The following is a 22,547-nucleotide window of genomic DNA, read 5'->3' on the forward strand; positions in this document are numbered from 1 at the left end:
GTCGAGCTGCGGCGATTCGCCTGCTGGAGCTAGTTGGAGCCGGCGTCGGGGTCGTCGGTCGGGTCGCCGGGCGACTTGCAGCAATGCTGCAGCCACAGGCCCGCGGCCACCAACGCCAGAGCGCTCACGGCGGCGATGACCGCACCCGGGGTGTCCGCCCCCGCCACCCGCAGCTCGGTGCGGCGCGGCAACAGGTACACCAGCACGCCGATCCACCACCCCAGCATCAGCGCGCCGACCCATGCCGACGCCTTGGCGACCACCACGCTGCGCGCGACGGTCAGCGGGTGCAGCCGTCCGCCGCCGACGCCGATCTGGCCCTCGCGGATCTTGGTCCGCACCGACACCGCCCAGGCGGCCTCGAGCGCGGCGACAGCCAGCAGGGACAGCCCGGTCCACGCCGTGATCGGCGGGAAGTAGTGGTACAGGATGTGCACCAGCAGGTAGGCCAGGATCGCGACGCCGACGACCGCGGCGGTGAGGTCGCGTTTGCGGGTCGGCCCCATCAGGCGTCCAACCGCAGCACCAGGCCGGTCAGCCGGACACCGTCACGGTCGACCGGATCGAGTTCGGTCAGCAGCCGGTCGACACGCTGGGATTCGCCGGCCACGGTGATGTCGGCGTCGGGGTCGACGGCCAGCCAGGGCACCATCACGAACGCACGCAGGTGGGCCAGCGGATGCGGCAGCGTCAGACCTTCATCGCGAGAGAACACCTCGGTGTCGCCGTCATGGCAGGTGACGAGATCCACGTCGAGGGTGCGCGGTCCCCACTTCTGCTCGCGGACACGGCCATTGGCGTTCTCCAGAGCCTGCGCGCGGCGCAGCCATTCGTGGCCGTCGGCCCCGTCGTCGTCGGCGACCACGATCGCGTTGAGGAACGGGCCCTGCTCGACGCCGCCCCACGCGTCGGTCTCGTACACCGGCGACAGCGCGCGAACCGAACCGCCCAGACCATCGACGGCGGCCTGCAGCCGGGCCATGCGGTCACCGAGATTGGAGCCGATGGACAGCACCACGCGCGTCATGCACTACCTCCGAGTGGGACGATCTGGCCCCGTCCGCCCCGCCGGGACCGGCGGGCGACCACCGCAACATCTTTGAACGCCAACGGGATTGGCGCGTCGGGCTTGTGTACGACCACCTCGACGGCATGCACCCGCTGGTCGGTCATCACGTCCTCGGCGATCTCGGCGGCAACCGCCTCGATCAGGTTGCGCGCGGGCCCGCCGACGATGGCGGCGGCGCGCTGGGCCAGCGTGCCGTAGTCGTAGGTGTCAGCGAGGTCGTCACTGGCGGCGGCCGCGGCCAGGTCGATCCACACCGTGATGTCGATGACGAAGTCCTGCCCGTCGCGGCGCTCGTGGTCGAACACCCCGTGATTGCCGCGGACGGTGAGCCCGCGCAGTTCGATGCGATCAGCCACCGGTGGCCTCCCAGGCTTGTACGACCTTCAGCGCGTCCACGCTGGCCTGCACGTCGTGCACCCGGACACCCCAGGCGCCGCCTCGGGCGGCCAGCGCCGAGATGACGGCGGTAGCGGTCTCCCGACCGTCGGGCGGGCGAATGGTCCCGTCGGCGTCCGCGAGCAGAGCACCGAGGAATCGCTTGCGGCTCGCCCCGACGAGTACCGGGATACCGGTCGCGACGAATTCGGGCAACGCGTGCAGCAGGGCCCAATTGTGTTGTGCGGTCTTGGCGAAACCGAGCCCCGGATCGATGATCAGGTTCTCGTGGTCCACGCCGGCGGCGATGGCGGAGTCGACACCGGCCAGCAACTCGTCGCGCACCTCGGCGACCACGTCGACGTAGTCCGGCACCTCGTGGGGCTGCTCGGCACGCACCGAGCGCCAGTGCATCAGCACCCACGGCACCTTGGCCTCGGCCATCAGCGGGGCCATGTCCGGATCGGCCTTGCCGCCGGAGACGTCGTTGACGATGCTCGCGCCGTTGTCCAGCGCGGCGGCCGCGACGGCCGCGTGCATGGTGTCGATACTCACGGTGATGCCTTGGGCCGCAAGCTCTTTGATGACAGGGACGACGCGTGCGGCCTCGACCGCTGCGTCGATGCGCACCGCTCCCGGACGAGTGGACTCACCGCCCACGTCGACGATGGCCGCACCCTGGGCAGCCAGGGCCAGTCCCTGTTCCACGGCGCGGGCCGGATCGAGATAGCGGCCGCCATCGGAGAAGGAGTCATCGGTGACGTTGACGACTCCCATCACCTGCACACCAGTGGCGTTCACTTGCGCAGTATGAGTTCCAGTGCTTCAGCCCGGGATGCCTTGTCGGTCTTGAACTGTCCGCGTACCGCCGACGTCGTGGTGATGGCCCCAGGCTTGCGCACACCGCGCATCGCCATGCACAGGTGCTCGGCTTCCACGACGACGATGACGCCCCGCGGCTTGAGCTTGCGCATGATCGCGTCGGCGATCTGTCCCGTCAGGCGCTCCTGCACCTGCGGACGCTTGGCGTACAGGTCGACCACCCGGGCCAGCTTCGACAGCCCGGTCACCCGGCCGTCCTCGCCGGGGATGTAACCGACGTGCGCAACGCCGTGGAACGCCACGAGGTGGTGCTCGCAGGTCGAATACATCGGGATCTGCTTGACCAGAACGAGCTCATCGTGCTGCTCGTCAAAGGTGGTCTCCAGCACCGCATCCGGATCGGTGTACAGGCCGGCGAACATCTCCTGGAACGCCCGCGCGACGCGCGCCGGGGTGTCCATCAGACCTTGCCGGTCGGGGTCTTCTCCGACCGCGATCAGCAACTCACGAACGGCCGCTTCGGCCCGCGGTTGATCGAACACCGGGGCGTCCAACGTGACCGAATTCGGCTGCGGCATCGAAGCTCCGTTCGTCATCAACCGTTGTCCGGTGCCTTCGACCGGCCATTATCGTCACCCGAATCGTGTTGCGGCCCATGAGAAGGGCTCGCGTGACGCGGTGCGGGTTGCGGCTGATAGGGCGGATAGGGCTGGCCCTGCTGGGGGCCCGGCGGTGCCCACCCCTGCGGCGGCGGGTACCAGTAACCACCCTGCGGCGGCGGACCCTGCGGGTGTTGCCCCGGCGGCGGCCAGCCGGGAGCATGCCAGCCGGCGGGCGCCCCGTAGTCGGGCTGGGTCGAGCCGGGCTGGGCGGCAGGCTGCGGGCTGGTGTGCGCGCCGTTGCCGTTGCCGCCGTTGGCGGCCTGTGCCTGCGCACTGGCCTGGGCGATGGCCTTCTTGAAGGCCGGTTCCGGCATCGGCTTGGGCCACGGCTCACCGCGTTCGATGGCGAGCTCACCCGGGGTCTTGATCGGCGGCTTGTCGGAGGGGATGCGCCCGCCGAAGTCGTCGAACACCGTCAGGCGGGGCCGCTTCTTCACGTCGCCGAAGATGGCTTCGAGCTCCTTGCGGTGCAGTGTCTCCTTCTCCAGGAGCTCACCGGCCAGGGTGTCGAGCACATCGCGGTACTCGGTGAGGATCGCCCACGCCTCGGTGTGGGCGGCCTCGATCAGCTTGCGGACCTCGTCGTCGATATCGCGGGCAACCTCGTGGCTGTAGTCCGACTGGGTGCCCATCGTGCGGCCCAGGAACGGATCGCCGTGCTCGGTGCCGTACTTGACCGCACCCAGCTTGGCGCTCATGCCGTACTCGGTGACCATCGCGCGGGCGATCTTGGTGGCCTGGTCGATATCGGACACCGCGCCCGTGGTGGGCTCGCGGAACACCAATTCCTCGGCGGCGCGGCCGCCCATCGCGAACACCAGGCGGGCGATCATCTCCGAGCGGGTCATCAGGCCCTTGTCGTCCTCGGGCACCGACACGGCGTGGCCGCCGGTGCGGCCGCGGGCCAGGATCGTCACCTTGTAGATCGGCTCGATGTCGGGCATCGCCCACGCCGCCAGGGTGTGGCCACCCTCGTGGTAGGCGGTGATCTTCTTCTCCAGCTCGCTGATCACGCGGCCCTTGCGGCGGGGACCGCCGATCACCCGGTCGACCGCCTCTTCGAGCGCGGCGCCGGTGATGACGGTGCCGTTCTCGCGGGCGGTCAGCAGCGCGGCCTCGTTGATGACGTTGGCCAGGTCGGCGCCGGACATGCCGACGGTGCGCTTGGCCAGACCGTCGAGGTCGGCGTCGGGGGCCATCGGCTTACCGGCGGAGTGCACCCGCAGCACGGCCTTGCGGCCGGCGAGGTCGGGGCTGGTGACCGGGATCTGGCGGTCGAAGCGGCCGGGGCGCAGCAGCGCGGGGTCGAGGATGTCGGGCCGGTTGGTGGCCGCGATCAGGATGACGCCCTGGCGGTCGCCGAAGCCGTCCATCTCGACGAGCAACTGGTTCAGGGTCTGCTCGCGCTCGTCGTGACCACCACCGAGGCCGGCGCCGCGCTGGCGGCCGACGGCGTCGATCTCGTCGACGAAGATGATGCACGGGCTGTTCTGCTTGGCCTGCTCGAACAGGTCGCGCACGCGGGAGGCACCGACGCCGACGAACATCTCGACGAAGTCTGAACCCGAAATCGTGAAGAACGGAACTCCGGCCTCACCGGCGACCGCACGGGCCAGCAGCGTCTTACCGGTGCCGGGCGGCCCGTAGAGCAGAACGCCCTTCGGGATCTTGGCGCCCAGCGCCTGATACCGCGACGGGTTCTGCAGGAAGTCCTTGATCTCGTACAGCTCTTCGACCGCTTCGTCGACGCCGGCAACGTCGGCGAAGGTGGTCTTCGGCATGTCCTTGGAGAGCTGTTTGGCGCGCGACTTGCCGAAGCCGAAGCCCATCCGGCCGCCGGTCTGCATGCGGGAGAACAGCACGAACAAACCGACGAGCAGCAGCAGCGGCAGCATGTAGACCAACAGCGAGCCCAGGATGCTGCCCTGGTTCACGGTGGTGTTGGTCTTGATGTTCTTGGCGCTCAGGGCGTTGAACAGGTCGACCGCGTACCCGGTCGGGTACTTGGTGATGACCTTGTTCGAGTTCTCGGTGTCGCCGTTGCCGTTCTTGAGCTCGAGGCGCAGCTGTTGTTCCCGGTCGTCGATCTGCGCGCTGTTGACGTTGTCTTTGTTGATCTGCGCCATCGCGACCGACGTGTCGATGGGTTTGTAGCCCCGGGTGTCGTCACTGAAATAGAAGAACGACCAGCCGAGCAGCAGCACGACGGCGATCACCGTGAGTGTGCGGATCACGTTTTTGCGGTTCATCAAGCATCGGCCGTTACGGCCCGGTCCTTCCGATATGCGCAGCTGGGATAGTTCAGGCTACCGCTAGACCAACGTCGGCAAGTGCCCCCAGGGTTTCCGCCCACCATTGATCGGTGTTCGCTGTGCGCCGAATCGGCCCTTTCGGGCGGAATGAAGCTGTGCTTGGCTGGCACGGTGCTCGCTCCAACCGAACAGTTAGTTGACGGCGACGGAGTTCGGCTGCGGGTGCTGCAAGCAGGCGATCCCGGCGCCCCGGTGGTGATCCTGGCGCACGGTTTTCCCGAACTCGCCTATTCGTGGCGACATCAGATTCCGGCACTGGCCGCGGCCGGCTATCACGTGCTCGCGCCCGATCAGCGCGGCTACGGCGGATCGTCGGCACCCGAGGCCGTCGAGGCCTATGACATCCATGCGCTGACCGGCGATCTGGTCGCGCTGCTCGATCACGTCGGTGCCGAACAAGCGGTGTTCATCGGCCACGACTGGGGTGCGATGGTGGTGTGGCATACCGCGCTGCTGCATCCGGACCGGGTCCGGGCCGTCGCCGGCCTGTCCGTCCCGCCGATCCCCCGCGCCCGAACCCGCCCCACGCAGCGGTGGCGGGAGAAGTTCGGTGAGGACTTCTACATGCTGCGCTTCCAAGAACCCGGCAAGGCCGATGCCGAGATGGCCGCCGACGTGACAACCACCATGCGCGGGATGTTCAACGATCTGACGCCGGCCGCACCGCCCGGCTGGATCACCGACGACGAGTTCGACCACTACGTGACCGAATTCAGCAGGACCGGTTTCACCGGCGCACTCAACTGGTACCGGAACTACGACCGCAACTGGGAGTCGACTCCCCAGCTGACCGAGGCGCGCATCACGGTCCCGTCGTTGTTCGTCGGCGGGACGGCCGACCCGATCGCGCCGACGATGAACCCGGCCCGGGCCCGCGAGGTGGTCGCAGGCCCGTACACCGAGATGTGGATCGAGGGTGCCGGGCACTGGGTGCAGCAGGAGCGTCCCGACGAGGTGAACCGGATTCTGCTGGAGTTCCTGCGCGAGGTGGATTCCTAAAGCTCGGTGCGCTCCCCCGGCGCGAGCCAGCGAATGTTGGACGCCGAAAGTGTCTGGCGTGCATCGCTTTCCGGATCACGGAAGTGAGTCCAACCCTCGTAGTGCACGGGCACGGTGACCCGCGGGCGCATCAGCCGGATCAGCTCGGCGCCGTCGCGTGCGGTCATCGTGAACCGCACCGGCCCGGTGAACCCGAACCGGACCCCGCCCAGATGCAGTAGTGCGACGTCGACCGGTATCCGCTTGGCGACCTCGCGCAAACCGTCGTAGAGCACGGTGTCCCCCGACATCCACAGCGCCGCGGTGTCCTCCCGATTGCGGTGCAGCGCAAAGCCATTGACCTTGCCCGCGATCGGCCTGCTGAATTTCGGTCCGTGCCTGCCCGGGGTGGCGGTGACGGTCAGTGGCGTGCGCCCCGGCGCATCGAGGGTCGTCGACTCCCAGTCGGCCAGACCCCGGACGTTGGGCGCGGACAGCCGGCGCGCGGCGGGCACAGTGGTGATGACAGTGCCGGCCTGCCCGAGCAGGGCGCGCCCGGCGTCGTCGAGATTGTCGGCGTGCTGGTCGTGACTGAGCAGCACCACATCGACCGGACCGACCACCTCGGGCGGTTGTGCGGGACCGGCGACCTTAACCGATGAGGTGCCCCAGCCGAACGTGTAGCGCCGGCCGGGAGCGTCGAACGTCGGGTCGGTCAGGATCCGCCACCCGTCGAGTTCGATCAATGTGGTGGGCCCGCCGAGATGGGTGAGCAAAATGTTCGACATGTCAAAAATCTAGTGCTGCACGCTACGGTGTCAGGCATGCCGATCGCCGCACGTCGTGTCGTTGTTGCGCTGGCCGCGATGGGGACGGCCGCCGCTGTGCTCACCGGCTGCGATGCCGCCCCCGCTGCGCCCGTCGGTGCCAATCCGCGACAGGTCACCGTCGTCGGCAACGGAGAGGTGCAGGGCGTGCCCGACACCCTGACCGCCGACGTCAGCGTCGAGGCGGCCGCCAACGACGTCACCACCGCAATGAATCAGGCCAACGACCGCCAGAATTCGGTGCTCAACGCGCTGAACGCCAGCGGTATCGATCCCAAGGACATCAGCACCACCCAGGTCAGCCTGCAGCCGCAGTACAGCGACAACTCGGTGATCACCGGCTACCGGGCCAGCAACGCGCTGCAGATCAAAATCCGCAAGCTCGACACCGCATCGCAGGTGCTGGCCAATGTCGTCAGCGCCGGCGGCGACGCCACCAGGATCAACTCGGTGAGCTACTCCATCGAGGACGACTCCAAGCTGGTCACCGACGCCAGGGCGCGGGCGTTCAACGACGCCAAGCAGCGGGCTGCGCAGTACGCCGACCTGTCCGGATTGTCGCTGGGCAAGGTCATCTCGATCTCGGAGGCCCCCGGCGGCACGCCGCCGCCTCCCCCGCCGATGCCGATGCCGCGCGGTGCGATGGCCAGTGCGGTGCCGCTCTCGCCCGGCCAGCAGACCGTGAGCTTCTCGGTGACGGCGGTCTGGGAGCTCAGCTAGCAACTGGTTCGAGATCGACGAAATGTCCTGATCTACTTGCACTTTCGCCGCCAAACGTCGGTTTGGGCGAGGTGCGCGCTAGATCTGGTAGACCTTCGGGTCCAGCGTGCCGATGTAGGGCAGATCGCGGTAGCGCTCGGCGTAGTCCAGCCCGTAGCCGACGACGAACTCGTTGGGGATGTCGAAGCCGACGTAGCTGATGTCGACATCGGCGCGCACCGCCTCCGGCTTGCGCAGCAGCGTGCACACCCGCAGCGATTTGGGGTGGCGAGTGGCCAGGTTGCGCAGCAGCCACGACAGCGTCAGGCCGGAGTCCACGATGTCCTCGACGATCAGCACGTCACGGTCGTGGATATCGCGGTCGAGGTCCTTGAGGATGCGGACCACGCCCGACGACGATGTCGACGACCCGTAGGAGCTGACCGCCATGAACTCCAGCTGGGTGGGCAGCGGGATTGCCCGGGCCAGGTCGGTGACGAACATCACCGCACCCTTGAGCACGGTGACCAGGAGCAGATCCTCGCCGCCCAGATTGTCGGCGTAGTCGATGGCGACGTTTGCCGCCAGCTCCGCGGTGCGGGCGTGAATCTGCTCTTCGGACAACAGGACCGATTTGATATCCCCTGGGTACAGCTCGTGCGCCGACACGCCCACACTGTGCCATGACCGGGGCCTAACAACCAATCTCACACCGGTTGGGTGTACATCGTCAGCCTGCCGTCCCTGCGGGCCGCGAAGAGTCTTTGCTGTCGAAGATCCGAGCCGACCGCCACGCCGCCCTGGCCGTGCCATGCGGTGACCAGCGCGTCCACCGCACGGATCTGCTTGTCGGTGAGGTTCGCCGCGCCACCGCGCAGGAGCCAGCGGCGGATCACCCGGCGCCGCACCGCGGTGGGCAGTTCGGTCAGTGCGGCGACGGCGACGGTCTCGCCGATGTCGTCGGCCGCGTCCTCGGCCAGGCGGTCGAGGGCATCGGTGTCCTCGCGCAGCCCGGCGGCGGTGCGGGCCAGTGCCTCGGCGACGCCGCCGCCGAGCACATCCTCGAGCAGCGGCAGCACCTCGGTGCGCAGCCGCACCCGGGTGAAGCGGGGGTCGTGGTTGTGCGGGTCGTCCCACGGGGCGAGGCCCAGCTCGGCGCACGCCTCGTGGGTGACGCCGCGGCGCACCCCCAGCAACGGGCGATACCAGGGCGGGTCGCAGGTGCGCATCCCGGCGATCGAACGAGCGCCCGAGCCTCGGCCCAGCCCCAGCAACACGGTCTCGGCCTGGTCGTCGAGGGTGTGGGCCAGCAGCACCGGCGCCTGGCCGCGAGCGGTGTCCAACGCGGCGTAGCGGGCGGTGCGGGCGGCGGCCTCCGGGCCGCCGTCGGTACCGACCTGCACCCGCAGCACTTGCGCGTCCACACAGCCGAGGTCGTGGGCCAGGCGACGAGCCCGCTCGGCGACGTCGGCGGAGCCGGTCTGCAGGCCGTGGTCGACGATCAGCGCGGTGGTCGGCAGGGCCGCGGCGGCCGCCGCTGTCAGCGCCAGTGAATCCGGGCCGCCGGACAGCGCCACGCACCACGACGTGGCGCCGGGCAGGTGCTCGGTCGCGAAGCCGGCCACGCAGGCCCGCAGTGCGGCTACAGCACCCGGTCGATCCACCGCTGCGGGTCTTCGATCTCGTCGGGCAGCGGCAGGGTTTCCGCACTGGTCCACACCGTGTTGAACCGGTCCATCCCGACCCGGTCCACCACGTGGTCGACGAACTTCTTGCCGCGGGTGTACTGGCTGATCTTGGCGTCCACGCCGAGCAGCGCCCGCAGCAGCCGCGCCAGCGGCGGCTGCTTGCGCTGGCGGCGCTGGTCGAACCGGGTGCGGATGGAATGCACCGACGGCACGACGGCCGGGCCGACCGCGTCCATGACGTGGTCGGCATGGCCTTCGAGCAGGGTGCCGAGCACCAGCAGCTGGTCGAGCGCCTGCTGCTGTGGCTTGGACTGCACGGCCCGCATGAACCCGAGGATGCCCGCGTCGTTGGGGCCCTGATCGCCGGACCGCCGCTTCTTCGCGAAGTCCGCCAGCCGCGCCACCACCTGCGTCACATCGTCGGCCGCATCGGAGGTCAGCACTCCCAGCGCCTGCGACATGTGTTGGGCCAGCCACGGATTGGCGGTGAACTGCACGCGATGGGTCACCTCGTGCAGGCACACCCACAGCCGGAAGTCGGCGGGCGAGACCCGCAGCTGACGCTCGACGGCGATGACGTTCGGATAGACCAACAGCAGCAAGCCGGCGTCCTCGCCTTCGGCGAACGGGTCGTACTGGCCGAGGATGCCCGAGGAGATGAACGCCAGCACCGCTCCGGTCTGCGCGCCGGTGACCCGTCCGGTGATGGCGTTGGCGGGCGTCTGGGTGCCGCCCGTCATCACCCGCATCGAGTCCGATGCGGCCCGCACCCAGCCCTGCCGGTCGACGATCCGCGCGTCGGGCACCGGGGCGTCGCCGCCCATTCGAGTGACCTCACGAACCGGGCCTTCGGCCTTGCGCGCGGCCACCGACAGTTCCTCGATGACCTGGTTGCGGGTGTAGTCGGTGGCGGGCGGCCCGGGCCGGGTCAGCCAGGCGCCGACGTTGCCTGCGAACGCCCAGTCGACAGCGCGCCCGACGGTCAGCTCGCTCATGAGCCGCACCCGCAGGTCCGCAGCACCCCGGCCAGATTGTCGAGGGCGACTCGGCCCATCGGCCCCGCGTCGTTGGAGATGAACGCGAAGGTCAGCACGCGGCCGCTGTCGTCGGTGACGATGCCGGCCAGCGAGTTGATGGCGGTCAGCGACCCGGTCTTGGCGCGCAGCCAGCCCGCCGAGGACACCTTCGGATCGGCGTCGAGAAAGCGGTCCGACAGGGTTCCACTTCCGCCGGCGATCGGCAGCACGTCGAGCAGCGGACGCATCGCCGGCTGATCGGGTCCGGCGGCGGCTTGGACGACCTCGTCGAGGGTCTTGGCCGTCAGCCGGTCCAGGACCGACAAGCCGCTGGAGTCGAAGAGGGCGGCACCCGTCATGTCGACGCCCGCTCCGGAGAGTTTGTTCGTGACCGCATCGACCGCCCCGGCGAAGCTCACCGGCCGGCCGCCCGCCTTGGCCACTTCCCTGCCGATCGCCTCGGCCATCACGTTGTCGGAGGCGTTCATCATCTGCCGCAGCCGCTCGATCAGGGGGGCCGATTGCACCGAGGCGAGCTGGCGGCCGGTCGGGGCGGACGCGGCCATGGTGACCTTGGCCGGATCCAGACGCAGAGCGATCGCCAATGCCTTTCCGGCATCCAAGGCCGGCGTCCGCGACCGTGCTGAATCGACCGTGGTCGGCTGGATACGCCCGGCGTCGATCATCACCGACTGCATCGGCGCGATGTCACCGCCGTCGATATCGGCGGGATCCCAGCCGGGCGCGAAATCCGGTCCGCTGTACAGAGAGTCGTCGACCTGTACCGCGGTCGCGGTGATACCGCTCTTGCGGATCTGGTCGGCGAGATCGCTGATGCGGGCCGCACCGCGATACCAGGTCTCCTGGCCGGCCGGAGCGGCCGAGAGGACCGGGTCGCCACCGCCGACGAGCACGACAACTCCCGGCTGGGTGGTCTGGTCGGCCGCCACCACGGTCGTGGTGACCCGCTCGTCGCGGTTCAGCGCCAGCAATGCGGCTCCGGTGGTGAGCGTCTTGTTGGTCGAGGCCGGCAGCAGCGGCACATCGGAGCGGAACTCCCAGATCTGCTTGCCGGTCTTCGCGTCGGTGACCCGCCCGCTCACGTTGCCGAGGTTCGGGTCGGCGACCGGGACGGCCAGCGCCGCCGTCATGCCCGCAGCGGTGGGCACCCCGGCTGAATCCGACACCGGGACGACACCGGGATTGGCGGTCACCAGCGCATGCCCGGGCGGTGCCTGCGCGCTGCTGGTGTCACCGTGGGTCAGGACAGCGGCCAGCGCCACGACGGCGGCGACCAGCGCGATCACTGCCAGCGCGAGGACCGCATGGGCCCAGCGCCACCCGCGAGTCGGGCTCATCACTCTCCTGAGGTTCTTGGTGGTCCCATTGTGCCGAACCACCCTGAAGCGCAGGCTAGCGGTGGCGTTAGGGTGGGCGCGTCGCCTTCGGCCGGCAGGAGCGAAGCGACCCGGGGATCAGCCCGGCGATGACAAGCAGCGGAAAAGGAGTCGCACGGTGCAGTTCGATGTGACCATCGAGATCCCCAAGGGTCAGCGCAACAAGTACGAGGTCGATCACGAGACCGGACGTGTGCGCCTGGATCGTTACCTCTACACCCCGATGGCCTACCCCGCGGACTACGGCTTCATCGAGGACACGCTGGGCGAAGACGGCGACCCGCTGGACGCGCTGGTGCTGCTGCCGCTGTCGGTGTTCCCCGGAGTGCTGATCGAAGTGCGCCCGGTCGGCATGTTCAAGATGGTCGACGAGGCCGGCGGCGACGACAAGGTGCTGTGCGTGCCCGCCGGCGACAACCGCTGGGATCACATCCAGGACATCGGCGACGTGCCGAAGGACGAACTCGATTCGATCCAGCACTTCTTCACCCACTACAAGGACCTGGAGCCGGGCAAGTTCGTCAAGGGTTCCGACTGGGTCGGACGGGCCGAGGCCGAGGCCGAGGTGGAGCGCTCGCGGGAACGGTTCGCGGCCGAAGGCCACTGAGGGCATCCGCGCCGCCAGGCAGAAATTTCCCTGGCCGTAACAATCGGTAACCCGGTTGTGCTTTGGCTTTTCGATGATGACCTGGTGTTGCTGCATCAGGGCATCGGGCTAGAGGCCTTCAACGAGCTGCCGGACAAGAAGGCCGTGCATGCGCTCTACGAGTGCTGCAACAGCGTGACGCTGGCGCGCGATATCGCGCGCGGCCGTCCGTACGCCGACCACACCGCCCTGTTCCGCCGGGCCGACGCACTGCTGTTCTCGCTGTCGGAGTCGTCGATCGACGACATCCTGCAGGCCTACCCTCATGTCGGGCGGCGGCCGCGTAGCACCAAGTCGCAGGCCGAGCAGTGCTCGGTGTGGGACGAATGTCCCGAGGTGATGGGTGAACTCACGACGGCCGTCACCGACTATGCCGACCACTTCGGCTTCAGCTTCGTCATGCACATCGGCGGCCTGGCTCCCGATGTCTGCGCTGCCTCGGTCATCGCCGCGGTGCGCGACCGGATGCACCACGACCCTGAAACCGAACGCAAAGTCGTCTGCAACGAACTCGCCAAGATCAACCGCAGCCGCCTCGAGCGAATGTTGGGCCCCGAGGGCGGCTACGACAACTGGGGCTGATTCGGCACGTTCGCGCTGACCCCAGCCCCTAGGGTTGGCAACCGTGACCCTGCCGATGGATCCCGAACTGCTCACCCTGCTGCAGCCGTTGATGGCCGCGGCCGCCGAACTCGAGCCGCCCGCTATCGGGGACGTCGCCACCCGCCGGGAACGTGCGACCCCATTCTTCGAGGCACTGGCCGCCATGCGGGGTCAGGCCGCCGGCGTCGAGATGACCTCGCACACCCTGACCACTGCCGACGGCACCGCGCTCGATCTGTCGTGGTACTTCCCGACGTCGCAGTCCTCCGGTGCAGCCGTCCTCTACCTGCACGGCGGCGGCATGATCTACAGCCTCGCCGAGACCCGGCCGGGTTACGACGCGGTTCTGCGCGCCTATGTCGCGGCCACCGGCACACCGATGCTGATGGTGGATTACCGTGTGGCACCGGAGTTTCCGGACCCGATCCCGGTCGAGGACTGCTATGCCGCGCTGTGCTGGCTGGCCGAGAACACCGCCGCGCTCGGCGTCGATCCGGACCGGCTGGCGGTGGCCGGTGACAGCGCCGGCGGCGGACTGGCCGCGGGGGTCAGCCTACTGGCCCGCGATCGCGGCGGCCCCACGCTGGCCGCACAGCTGCTGATCTACCCGATGCTCGACGACCACACCACCGCCCCGGATCCGCAACTGGCACCTGAACTGCTGACCTGGAACTACGAGGACAACATCACCGGCTGGGGCGCCCTGCTGGGCGATCGCGCCGGGGGTGACGACGTGTCGATCTACGCCGCGCCGGCCCGCGCCCAGGATCTGGCCGGGCTGCCGCCGACCTATATCGACGTCGGCGACTTGGACATCTTCCGCGACGAGGACATCGCCTATGCGGCAAAGCTTTCCGCCGCGGGCGTGCCGACCGAGCTGCATGTGCATCCCGGTTGCCCGCACGCCTTCGAGGCCCTGGGACCGACGGCGGGCGTGTCGGCGCGGGTGGTTGCCGACCGGATCCGCCGGTTGCGCGCGATCTAGCAGCGGTCGGCGTCGCGACCGACAGGGTTTGTGGCCGTGGCGAACTCGGCGATCAATGCGGCCAGCACATCCGGCTGGTCGAGCATCGAGAACGTGCGCGCGCCCGCGATGTACTCCAACCGCGAGTGCGGCAGCGTGTCGGCGAGGCGCTGGCCGTCGGACTGGGGGAAGAACGCGTCGTCGGCCGACCACGCGACCAATGCCGGCTTGGTGAATCCAGGCAGCCGCTCGGCGGCGTCCAGAGTGGTCTGCCGACTCAGCGTTGCGGTGAAGCGGCGCAGATTCTCGGAGATGGCGCGGTCGCGGACGGCCTTGTGAGTCCATTCAGCGCTGAACGCATCGAGGTTGGTATGAGCCAGGGCACCGTAGGCCCTGCGGCGCACCGTACGGAAACGCATGCCCTGCACTGCGATCCGCCACAGCAGCGGCACCTTGGCCGCGGCGATGAAGGGTGCCAGGATCGGCGGTGGAAAGTGTTCGAACGCATCGCAACTGGTGAGAACCAACGCGCCGAGGCGATCGGGGAACTCGGTGGCGACCACCTGACAGACGGCTCCGCCGGTGTCGTTGCCGACGAGCACGACATCGTCGAGGCCGGCCTTCGCCAAGAACTCGGCGATCATGGCCGCGACGCCGCGCATGGTCATGTCCGCGCTGTCGTGCATCGCCTCCAGGTGTGCGCCCAGCGGCCAGGTCGGAATGATGCACCGCAGCCCCTTCTGAGCCAGCCGCGTGCTCAGCGGCCGCCACAGCGAGCCGCCCATCGCGTAGCCGTGGACGAAGACGACGGGCCGTCCGGTCGGCGGTCCCGCCGTTTCGTAATGGATGGTTCCGCTCTTGAGCTCTACGGTGTCCATGACAATCTCCCTTGATAGTGACAAACAAACAGACAGTCTGCATGTAAGATACCGACAGGATGTACGGAAATACAAGAGATGACGACAAGACGTACCCAGGCCCAGCGATCGGCCACCACCCAGGACGCGCTGCGCACGGCCGCGCGCGAACTCTGGGGTGAACGCGGGTACGCCGAGGTCGGGACGCCGGAGATCGCCCAGCGGGCCGGCGTCACCCGGGGTGCGATGTACCACCAGTACGCCGACAAGGCGGCCCTGTTCGTCGACGTCGTCGAAACCGTGGAGGCCGATGTGATGAACCGGCTCGCGGCAGCCACCCTCGCCAGGCAACCGGAGACGCCCGCCGCGGCTCTGCACGCGGCGGTGGATGCCTGGCTGGACATCAGCGCCGAGCGGGAGATTCGCCAGCTGATTCTGCTCGACGCACCAAATGTGCTGGGCTGGGATGGTTTTCGGGACATCGCCGAGCGCTACAGCCTGGGCATGACCGAGCAACTGCTGCAGGCCGCGATGGACTCCGGTGAGCTCGAGGGTCAGCCGGTGCGGCCGCTGGCGCACATCCTGATCGGGGCGCTCGATGCGGCGGCCATGACCATCGCGAATGCCGCCGACCCCGCGGTGATGGGCGACGAGGTGCGCAGGGCGCTGCACGGCATCGTCAACGGGATGCTCGCCGGCCGGCCGTGACCGTCGGGTGGTGACCTCCGAGCCCCGCATTTAGGCTCGTGAGGTGATCGGCGGAGCGCAGAACCCCACGCAGGCGCAGCCTCACTTCCTGTCTCTGCCTGACCTAGCGGCCCGACCCGCGGGCGGGGCGGTCGTGTGGGCTAACGACGATCTGTTCGCCGAGCGGGAGAACCTGATCAATCCGAAATCGGCGGAGTTCCGTCCGGCCACCTTCGGGCACAAGGGCCAGATCTACGACGGCTGGGAAACCCGGCGGCGCCGCGGCACCGGCCCCGGCGACTGCGACCGGGCGATCGTGCGGCTGGGCGCGCCGGCCATCGTGGGTGGCGTTGTCGTCGACACCGCATGGTTCACCGGCAACTACCCCCCGCAGATCTCGATCGAAGCCGCCTGCGTCGACGGCTACCCGTCGGCCGAAGAGCTTGCGCACCAGACCGACTGGACCACCATCGTCGAGCGGGCCGGCGTCAACGGGGATACCCGCAACCCGTTCAAAGTCGACTCCACCCGGCGCTGGACCCACGTGCGACTGTCGATCTACCCCGACGGCGGTGTGGCGCGGTTGCGCGTACATGGGGTGGGGCTGCTCGACCCGCGGCTGACCGACGGGCTGCCGATCGACCTTGCCGCCCTGGAGAACGGTGCCCGGGTTGCGGCCTGTTCCAACATGTTCTACTCCTCCCCCAACAATCTGCTGCTGCCCGGTACGGCCCGCACGATGGGCGACGGGTGGGAGACCTCGCGCCGCCGCGACGAGGGCAACGACTGGGTGCAGGTGCGGCTGGCCAGCCAAGGTGTCTTGACCGCAGTCGAATTGGACACGTCGTACTTCGTCGGCAATGCCCCCGGCGCTGCCCGGCTGATGGGGCGCGACGACGGCGGGGAGTGGTTCGAGCTGCTGGGAACCACCACGCTGCAGCCCGACACCCGGCATCGATTCGTGCTCGACGATCAGCGACCGGTCACCGATGCCCGCCTCGACATCTATCCCGACGGAGGCATGGCCCGGCTCCGGCTGTTCGGCCGGCTGACCGAGCAGGGACTGCGCAGCGTTCACGAGAACTGGGCGGCCAGTGCCTGAGGCGCCATGAGCTATCCCAGAGACCTGGTCGGCTACGGCCGAACCCCGCCACACCCGCACTGGCCTGGCGATGCGGCCATCGCGGTGCAGTTCGTGCTGAATTACGAAGAGGGCGCGGAGAATTCGGTCCTGGACGGCGATCCGGCATCGGAGACGTTCCTGTCGGAGATGACGCCAGCCGAGGCCTTCCCCGACCGGCACATGAGCATGGAGTCGCTCTACGAGTACGGTTCACGTGCGGGGCTCTGGCGCATCCTTCGAGTGTTCGAACGCCGGGGCATTCCGCTGACCATTTTCGCAGTGGCCCGTGCCATGCAGCGAAACCCCGAGGCGGTGGCCGCATTCGGCGAACTCGGCCACGAGATCGCCTGCCACGGCCTGCGGTGGAAGTCCTACCAGACCGTCGACCGCGACACCGAGCGCGCCCACATGGGCGAGGCTGTGCGGATCCTGCGAGAACTCACCGGGGCGGTACCACTGGGCTGGTACACCGGCCGCGATTCACCCCACACCCGCGAACTCGTCGTCGAACACGGCGGCTTCGTCTACGACTCCGACTCCTACGCGGACGACCTGCCGTACTGGGTGCGGGTCGCCGATCGCGACCATCTCGTCGTGCCCTACACACTGGACACCAACGACATGCGATTCGCTTCTGCCGCAGGCTTTTCCAACGGCGAGGAGTTCTTCGCCCACCTTCGCGACGCGTTCGACGTGCTCTACGCGGAAGGCCGCGCAGGTGCCCCGAAGATGCTTTCGGTCGGCCTGCACTGCCGGATCGTCGGCAGGCCCGCACGCACGGCGGCGCTCGAGCGGTTCTGTGACCACGTCCAGTCCCATGACGGGGTCTGGATCGCCAGGCGCATCGAGATCGCCGAGCACTGGCGCAAGGTTCACCCCGCTCCCGTCGCGTAGTGCTTGGCCGGCGGTGTTGCGTACTCCCCTCGTTTCGAGGTACGCAAACCCATCGTCACCAGCGACTGCACCGTCAGCGTCGCAGCTGTCACCCCGTCCACCACCGGCACACCCAATTCGGCCGAGATCTCCTTGCACATATCGGCCATCCCGGCGCAGCCCAGCACCACGGCGTCGGATCGATCGTTCTCGATCGCCTCGCGGCACGCTTCGGTGATGATCTTGCGCGCGTCCGGATCGGTCTCCAGATCGAGCACCGGTATCTCGCAGGCGTGGATCCCGCGACAGAACCGTTGCATGCCATAGCGTTCCGCGAGATGCGCCGACTGCCCGATGGTCCGCGTCAGGGTCGTGACGATGCTGAAGCCAGTGCCCAGGTGGCTGGCGGCCTGCATGGCAGCCTCGGCGATGCCGATGACCGGGCCTGCCGCGACCTCGCGAGCGGCGTCGAGGCCCGGATCGCCGAAGCAGGCGATCACGTAGCCGTCGACACCTTCTCGTTCACCTCGCTGCACCGCCTGCAACACACCCGGCACTGACAGTGCCTCGTCGTAGTAGCTCTCGATCGATTCCGGCCCGATCGCGGAGGTGACCCCGGTGACCGTCACCTCCGATCCCACCACCGCCGCAGCGCATTTCGCGATCGTGTCGGTCATGGTTTGGGTGGTGTTGGGATTGATCACCCAGATCCGCATCACGGAATCGGGGCCACGGCGAGCTTGCTCCGCGTCGCGAGCACGTAATAGATCGCCAATCCCAGACCGCACCCGATGAACCAGCTGTACTGCGCCGCGGTGTGCATGCCGGGAACACTACCGGCCAGCACCGGGATCACCGCGACGACTGCCGAGACCGCGGTGGCGATGACCGCCGCCGGGTTGTAACCCTTCTTGTACCAATAGGTTCCGTCCTCGGCCAGGGTGAACAGATCGTCGACGACCACCTTCTGCTTGTGGATGAGGTAGTAGTGCCCGATCAGCACACCGAACAGCGGGCCGATGAAGGCACCGAGGACCTCCAGCGTGTAGTGGATGACCTCAGGGTTGTTGTACAGGTTCCACGGCGTGATCAGCACCGAGCCCACCGCGGCGATCATGCCGCCCGCGCGCCAGCTGATCCGCTGCGGGCTGACGTTGGAGAAGTCGAATGCCGGTGAGATGAAGTTCGCGACGATGTTGATGCCGATCGTGGCGATGGTGAATGTCAACGCGCCCAACACGATCGCGAAGGTCGAGTCGATCTTGGCCACCGTCGCCACCGGGTCGGTGATCAGTTCGCCGAACACCGGCACCGTGAGGGACGCGGTGACGACCACCAGGATCGAGAACACCAGGAAGTTCACCGGCAGGCCCAGGAAGTTGCCCCGCTTCACCGCGTCGAACGACTTGCCGTATCGGGCGAAGTCGCCGAAGTTCAGCATGGGCCCGGAGAAGTAGGAGACCACCAGTGCGATCGCCCCGAGCATCACCGGAACCGAATCGAAGCCGGTGTATTTCACGTCGCCGAGATTGAGATCGATGGCGCCCCAACCGGCTTTGTAGATCAGGTAGCCGCAGAGCAGGAACATCACCACGTAGACGGCGGGCCCGCAGAAGTCGATGAATTTGCGGATCGACTCCATACCGCGCCAGAAGACGCATGCCTGCAACACCCACAGCAGCAGGAAGCTGCCCCAGCCGAGGAACGGCAGGCCGGCGAATCCGTACTGATTCACGTCGGCGTACGGCGCGAGACCCGGAAACAGCTTGAGCAGCACCACATCCAGCGCCGCCGAAGCCAGGTAGGTCTGAATGCCGTACCACGCCACCGCGATCAGGCCGCGGATGATCGCGGGGATGTTCGCACCGAGAACACCGAACACGCTGCGACAGATCACCGGATACGGCACACCGGTGGCCTGGCTGGGCTTGGCCACCAGGTTGCAGAAGATGTTCACGATCACGATGCCGATCAGCAGGGCGACGAGCACCTGCCAGCTCGCCAGGCCCAGCGCGAACAGGCTGCCCGCGGTGACGTAGCCGCCGACGCTGTGCACATCGGACATCCAGAACGCGAAGATGTTGTAGGAACTCCAGCTCTGCTTGCGCAGCGGAGCCAGGTCTTCATTGGTCAGACGCGGGTCGTAACCCGGCTTGATCAGTCCGCCGCCGACTGGGTGACCGGCGGCTTCGACGAGGTCACCCGCGCCGATGACGGCGCCAGGCGGCAATTCTTTCGCACTCGCAGTGGTGTCGATGTCGGTCATGGCGGGACGCTATCGACGGCGCGTTTCTCCCGTATTTCCCCCTGACTACCCGGCTATTGCGTCGAAGATATATCCGCCCAGGCCAGCAACCCGGTGTCGGTGGGCAAGGTGGCGATCACCGAATTGAGGCGTTGCGCGTGCAGTTCGGCGATCGTGAGCAGCTGCTCGACGTCGCCGGCCAGGAATGCCTCGACCATCTCGCGGTGATCGCCATGCAGCGCGGCGCGGTGCGAGGGCGCGACGTGCACCATCGATTGCACGGGTTCGGTCATGTTCCAAGCTGATTCGAGCATGTGCAGCAGCCGGAACATCCGCGACGGACGGGTGAGCGCCAGGTGGAAGTGCCTGCTCTGGCGGTGATAGGTCAGCGGATCGTCGTTGTCGATCGCCTGCTGCAGAAGGTCGTTCGCCGCCACGATCGCCGCCCGATCCTCGTCGGTGGCATTGGCCACCGACGACGCCAGCGAGGCCGCCTCCAAAGTCTCACGCACGATATACATTTCGCGCAGTTCGGCAACCGTGAGCTGAGCGACGGTGTAGCCCGAATTGGACCGGTGTGCGACCAGCCCCTCACCGATCAGGGTCTTCAACGATTCGCGGACCGGGATCTGGCTGACACCGAACAGATCTGCCACTTCCGCCAATGGAATCGGTGTGCCCGGTAAGGACGAACCGTCGACAATCACCCTGCGCAGTTCGTCGAGGATCGCCTGCTGCGGGAGGCCCGGCTGATCCACCACCAGCCTGTCGACCAGCGCCGAACGTCGTCGCAGCATCCGGTCACGGTAGGCGCAGTTTGTTTCCGCGGTATTGCTAGCTCGCCGCCCACTGCTTGGCCTGCTCGAGCTCGTCGAGCCCGAACACCTTGAGCTCACCGGGGACCAGCCAGCCCACGAGGTGGATGGTGTGGACCACCCACTCCTTGTCACTGACCACCGCTGTGCGCTTGAACGCGGCGTGGCGGGTGAACAGGGTGCCCAGGCCGAGCTTGAGATCTTCGACCAGGCCGCCAGGGCCGAATCCCTCGTAATCGGAGGTGATGACCTCGACGATCCTGATCTCCTCGCCGGCCTTCAGCAGGTCGTCCATCGTCGGCTTGAAGGCCTTCAGGTCGTCGCCACTCACCGTGCCCGATACCCGGATACCGGCCACGCCCTCGGGCATGTCTGCAAGTACTTCGATCATGGGTCCAGGGTAGAACCGCGTCCGTTCAGGCGGCCCGGATCCGCAATCGATCCTGGATACGGCTCAGGGCGGCGTGCGCACGCGGACGCAGGTCGTCGGGACCGACCGGGATCAAGGTGACCCCGTCGGCCACCCTGGCGATGAACAGGTCGGCCACCAGTCCGGCGAGGCCGTCGACCGTGCCTGCGTAGCGCACTCCCGCGTCGCCGTCGTGATCGGAGATCGCCGCGAGCGCGGTGCGGGGATCGTCGGCCACCGAGACCGCCAGGTCGAGGACCACGGCGACATCGGCGGGCAGCCTGCGGCGGCGCCGCGCGGCCTCCTGCAGATCCGGCGCGCTGATCCGTACCACCGGGCGCACGCCGGTGGTCAACTCCGTCAAGGCACCGTCGGTTTCGGCAAGGAAAACCCGCAACTCCGGCATGTCGGTCACGCTAGGGAAACGCAACGAGGCTGACCAGGATTCCACTCACGCGGACGCGAACACGAACGAAGTCACCATCCTCAGCGTTTTTCGCTCAGCCGGGTCTTGATCAGACTGGCAACCATCGTCAGGAACAGCGTCAGCACGATGACGGCCAGGCTCAGCAGCGTCGGGATCTCCGGGACGTGCAGACCTTCGCCACCATTGATGAACGGCAGCTCGTTCTCGTGCAGGGCGTGCAGCACCAGCTTGACCCCGATGAAGAACAGGATGAAGGCCAGCCCCTGCGACAGGTACACGAGGCGGTTGAGCAGATCGCCCAGCAGGAAGTACAACTGACGCAATCCCATGAGCGCAAACAGGTTTGCGGTGAACACGAGATAGGGTTCGCGGGTCAGTCCGTAGATCGCCGGAATGGAATCCAGTGCGAACAGCAGGTCGGTGGTGCCCAGCGCGACGATGACCAGGAACATCGGGGTCATCAGCCGTCGGCCGTCTACTTTGAGATAGAGCTTCAGGCCGTCCCACTTGTCGGTGGTCGGGAAGTATTTCCTGGCCAGCCGGACCACGGTGTTCTCGGCGTCGTCGTCGTGATCGGTGTCGCGAACCAGCCTGATCGCGGTGTACAGCAGGAATGCTCCGAAGACGTAGAAGATCCACGAAAACTGCTCAATGGCAACGGCACCCAGCGCGATGAAAATTCCGCGGAAGATCAGCGCCAGCACGATACCGACGAGCAGCGCCTCCTGCTGATAGACCTTCGGCACGTTGAAGCTGGCCATGATGATGATGAAGATGAACAGGTTGTCCACCGACAGGCTGTATTCGGTGAGCCAGCCGGCGTAGAACTCGAGGCCGAACTGGTCACCGTGGAAATTCCACACCCAGAGGCCGAACGCCAGCGCCAGCCCGACGTAGACCGACAGATAGATGCCGCACTCACGCATCGTCGGTTCATGCGGGCGACGAGCCACCACGATGATGTCGAAGAGCAGCACCGCCACCGTCACACCGATGGTGATGAACCACTCGAGCGGGGAAACATTCACAGCCGATAACCTCCGGGCGTCGACA

26 protein-coding genes are annotated in these 22,547 nt (G+C 67.6%); 8 read left to right on the top strand and 18 right to left on the bottom strand.

What is annotated here, in order from left to right; genetic code table 11:
• Window positions 1-29: 29 nt before the first annotated feature.
• The 6 genes from EV580_RS12790 to ftsH are packed head-to-tail and all read right to left on the bottom strand — an operon-like array spanning window position 30 to window position 5,177.
• On the bottom strand, window positions 30-506 hold the full coding sequence (locus EV580_RS12790) for a DUF3180 domain-containing protein (protein WP_133691546.1): 477 nt from the start codon (window positions 504-506) through the stop codon (window positions 30-32).
• Window positions 506-1,027, bottom strand: coding sequence for a 2-amino-4-hydroxy-6-hydroxymethyldihydropteridine diphosphokinase (gene folK / locus EV580_RS12795; protein ID WP_133691547.1), 522 nt, complete (start codon window positions 1,025-1,027; stop codon window positions 506-508). Before folK ends, EV580_RS12790 begins: the two co-directional genes overlap by 1 nt.
• Window positions 1,024-1,425, bottom strand: coding sequence for a dihydroneopterin aldolase (gene folB / locus EV580_RS12800; protein WP_133691548.1), 402 nt, complete (start codon window positions 1,423-1,425; stop codon window positions 1,024-1,026). The genes folK and folB overlap by 4 nt, the downstream gene beginning before the upstream one ends.
• On the bottom strand, window positions 1,418-2,221 hold the full coding sequence (gene folP, locus EV580_RS12805; RefSeq protein WP_221217693.1) for a dihydropteroate synthase: 804 nt from the start codon (window positions 2,219-2,221) through the stop codon (window positions 1,418-1,420). Before folP ends, folB begins: the two co-directional genes overlap by 8 nt.
• A gap of 20 nt (window positions 2,222-2,241) precedes the next feature.
• Complete coding sequence (folE, locus tag EV580_RS12810) at window positions 2,242-2,844, bottom strand: GTP cyclohydrolase I FolE (RefSeq protein WP_133691550.1); 603 nt, start codon at window positions 2,842-2,844, stop codon at window positions 2,242-2,244.
• A 17-nt stretch (window positions 2,845-2,861) separates the two neighbouring features.
• Complete coding sequence (ftsH, locus tag EV580_RS12815; protein WP_133691551.1) at window positions 2,862-5,177, bottom strand: ATP-dependent zinc metalloprotease FtsH; 2,316 nt, start codon at window positions 5,175-5,177, stop codon at window positions 2,862-2,864.
• A 174-nt stretch (window positions 5,178-5,351) separates the two neighbouring features.
• On the opposite strand from ftsH, the gene EV580_RS12820 reads away from it, so the two are divergent.
• Entirely contained in the window at window positions 5,352-6,239 is an 888-nt protein-coding gene (locus EV580_RS12820) for an alpha/beta fold hydrolase (RefSeq protein WP_166654685.1), read from the top strand.
• Here the strand turns inward: EV580_RS12820 and EV580_RS12825 are convergent.
• Window positions 6,236-7,006, bottom strand: coding sequence for an MBL fold metallo-hydrolase (locus EV580_RS12825; protein WP_133691552.1), 771 nt, complete (start codon window positions 7,004-7,006; stop codon window positions 6,236-6,238). The genes EV580_RS12820 and EV580_RS12825 overlap by 4 nt on opposite strands.
• A 36-nt stretch (window positions 7,007-7,042) precedes the next feature.
• Here EV580_RS12825 and EV580_RS12830 point away from each other — a divergent pair, with 36 nt between their 5' ends.
• Window positions 7,043-7,765 (top strand): SIMPL domain-containing protein, encoded by a 723-nt coding sequence (locus tag EV580_RS12830; RefSeq protein WP_133691553.1) that lies wholly within the window; start codon window positions 7,043-7,045, stop codon window positions 7,763-7,765.
• Window positions 7,766-7,843: 78 nt separating this feature from the next.
• Here EV580_RS12830 and hpt read toward each other — a convergent pair whose 3' ends face one another.
• The 4 genes from hpt to dacB are packed head-to-tail and all read right to left on the bottom strand — an operon-like array spanning window position 7,844 to window position 11,806.
• Entirely contained in the window at window positions 7,844-8,455 is a 612-nt protein-coding gene (hpt, locus tag EV580_RS12835; RefSeq protein ID WP_166654686.1) for a hypoxanthine phosphoribosyltransferase, read from the bottom strand.
• Window positions 8,452-9,408 carry a tRNA lysidine(34) synthetase TilS gene (gene tilS, locus EV580_RS12840; RefSeq protein WP_133691555.1) on the bottom strand — a complete coding sequence of 319 codons (957 nt, stop codon included), beginning with the start codon at window positions 9,406-9,408 and terminating at the stop codon, window positions 8,452-8,454. The genes hpt and tilS overlap by 4 nt, the downstream gene beginning before the upstream one ends.
• Window positions 9,387-10,427 (bottom strand): Rv3626c family coenzyme F420 biosynthesis-associated protein, encoded by a 1,041-nt coding sequence (locus EV580_RS12845; RefSeq protein WP_133691556.1) that lies wholly within the window; start codon window positions 10,425-10,427, stop codon window positions 9,387-9,389. The genes tilS and EV580_RS12845 overlap by 22 nt, the downstream gene beginning before the upstream one ends.
• On the bottom strand, window positions 10,424-11,806 hold the full coding sequence (dacB, locus tag EV580_RS12850; protein ID WP_133691557.1) for a D-alanyl-D-alanine carboxypeptidase/D-alanyl-D-alanine endopeptidase: 1,383 nt from the start codon (window positions 11,804-11,806) through the stop codon (window positions 10,424-10,426). Before dacB ends, EV580_RS12845 begins: the two co-directional genes overlap by 4 nt.
• A gap of 157 nt (window positions 11,807-11,963) precedes the next feature.
• Here dacB and EV580_RS12855 point away from each other — a divergent pair, with 157 nt between their 5' ends.
• The 3 genes from EV580_RS12855 to EV580_RS12865 all read left to right on the top strand — a co-directional run bounded on the left by EV580_RS12855 (window position 11,964) and on the right by EV580_RS12865 (window position 14,079).
• A complete protein-coding gene (locus tag EV580_RS12855; RefSeq protein WP_133691558.1) occupies window positions 11,964-12,452 on the top strand; it encodes an inorganic diphosphatase in 489 nt (162 codons plus the stop codon).
• Between the two features lie 84 nt (window positions 12,453-12,536).
• Window positions 12,537-13,073 (top strand): 2-oxo-4-hydroxy-4-carboxy-5-ureidoimidazoline decarboxylase, encoded by a 537-nt coding sequence (locus EV580_RS12860; protein ID WP_133691559.1) that lies wholly within the window; start codon window positions 12,537-12,539, stop codon window positions 13,071-13,073.
• A 43-nt stretch (window positions 13,074-13,116) separates the two neighbouring features.
• A complete protein-coding gene (locus EV580_RS12865) occupies window positions 13,117-14,079 on the top strand; it encodes an alpha/beta hydrolase (RefSeq protein WP_166654687.1) in 963 nt (320 codons plus the stop codon).
• Here the strand turns inward: EV580_RS12865 and EV580_RS12870 are convergent.
• Window positions 14,076-14,936 (bottom strand): alpha/beta fold hydrolase, encoded by an 861-nt coding sequence (locus tag EV580_RS12870; protein ID WP_133691560.1) that lies wholly within the window; start codon window positions 14,934-14,936, stop codon window positions 14,076-14,078. The two genes, EV580_RS12865 and EV580_RS12870, sit on opposite strands and share 4 nt — an antisense overlap.
• Window positions 14,937-15,014: 78 nt before the next feature.
• Between EV580_RS12870 and EV580_RS12875 the strand changes: the two genes are divergently transcribed.
• Genes EV580_RS12875 through puuE form a run of 3 tightly spaced genes read left to right on the top strand, consistent with a single transcriptional unit; the run spans window position 15,015 to window position 17,619 of the window.
• Window positions 15,015-15,623 (top strand): TetR/AcrR family transcriptional regulator, encoded by a 609-nt coding sequence (locus tag EV580_RS12875; protein ID WP_133691561.1) that lies wholly within the window; start codon window positions 15,015-15,017, stop codon window positions 15,621-15,623.
• A gap of 43 nt (window positions 15,624-15,666) precedes the next feature.
• Window positions 15,667-16,704 carry an allantoicase gene (alc, locus tag EV580_RS12880; RefSeq protein ID WP_133691562.1) on the top strand — a complete coding sequence of 346 codons (1,038 nt, stop codon included), beginning with the start codon at window positions 15,667-15,669 and terminating at the stop codon, window positions 16,702-16,704.
• A gap of 6 nt (window positions 16,705-16,710) precedes the next feature.
• The gene (puuE, locus tag EV580_RS12885) at window positions 16,711-17,619 is read left to right on the top strand and encodes an allantoinase PuuE (protein WP_133691563.1); all 909 of its coding nucleotides are present in this window, start codon (window positions 16,711-16,713) and stop codon (window positions 17,617-17,619) included.
• On the opposite strand, the gene EV580_RS12890 is transcribed toward puuE, so the two are convergent.
• The 6 genes from EV580_RS12890 to EV580_RS12915 form a co-directional block, all read right to left on the bottom strand.
• Window positions 17,598-18,314 (bottom strand): aspartate/glutamate racemase family protein, encoded by a 717-nt coding sequence (locus tag EV580_RS12890; RefSeq protein WP_183503574.1) that lies wholly within the window; start codon window positions 18,312-18,314, stop codon window positions 17,598-17,600. The genes puuE and EV580_RS12890 overlap by 22 nt on opposite strands.
• Complete coding sequence (locus EV580_RS12895; RefSeq protein ID WP_133691565.1) at window positions 18,314-19,864, bottom strand: NCS1 family nucleobase:cation symporter-1; 1,551 nt, start codon at window positions 19,862-19,864, stop codon at window positions 18,314-18,316. The genes EV580_RS12890 and EV580_RS12895 overlap by 1 nt, the downstream gene beginning before the upstream one ends.
• 53 nt (window positions 19,865-19,917) lie before the next feature.
• Window positions 19,918-20,640, bottom strand: coding sequence for a GntR family transcriptional regulator (locus tag EV580_RS12900; RefSeq protein ID WP_133691566.1), 723 nt, complete (start codon window positions 20,638-20,640; stop codon window positions 19,918-19,920).
• Window positions 20,641-20,677: 37 nt separating this feature from the next.
• On the bottom strand, window positions 20,678-21,049 hold the full coding sequence (locus tag EV580_RS12905; RefSeq protein WP_133691567.1) for a SpoIIAA family protein: 372 nt from the start codon (window positions 21,047-21,049) through the stop codon (window positions 20,678-20,680).
• A gap of 25 nt (window positions 21,050-21,074) precedes the next feature.
• A complete protein-coding gene (locus EV580_RS12910) occupies window positions 21,075-21,473 on the bottom strand; it encodes a hypothetical protein (RefSeq protein WP_133691568.1) in 399 nt (132 codons plus the stop codon).
• Between the two features lie 80 nt (window positions 21,474-21,553).
• Window positions 21,554-22,522, bottom strand: coding sequence for a TerC family protein (locus tag EV580_RS12915; protein ID WP_133691569.1), 969 nt, complete (start codon window positions 22,520-22,522; stop codon window positions 21,554-21,556).
• Window positions 22,523-22,547 lie beyond the last annotated feature (25 nt).

It is taken from the genome of Mycobacterium sp. BK086, assembly GCA_004362315.1.
Lineage (GTDB): Bacteria > Actinomycetota > Actinomycetes > Mycobacteriales > Mycobacteriaceae > Mycobacterium.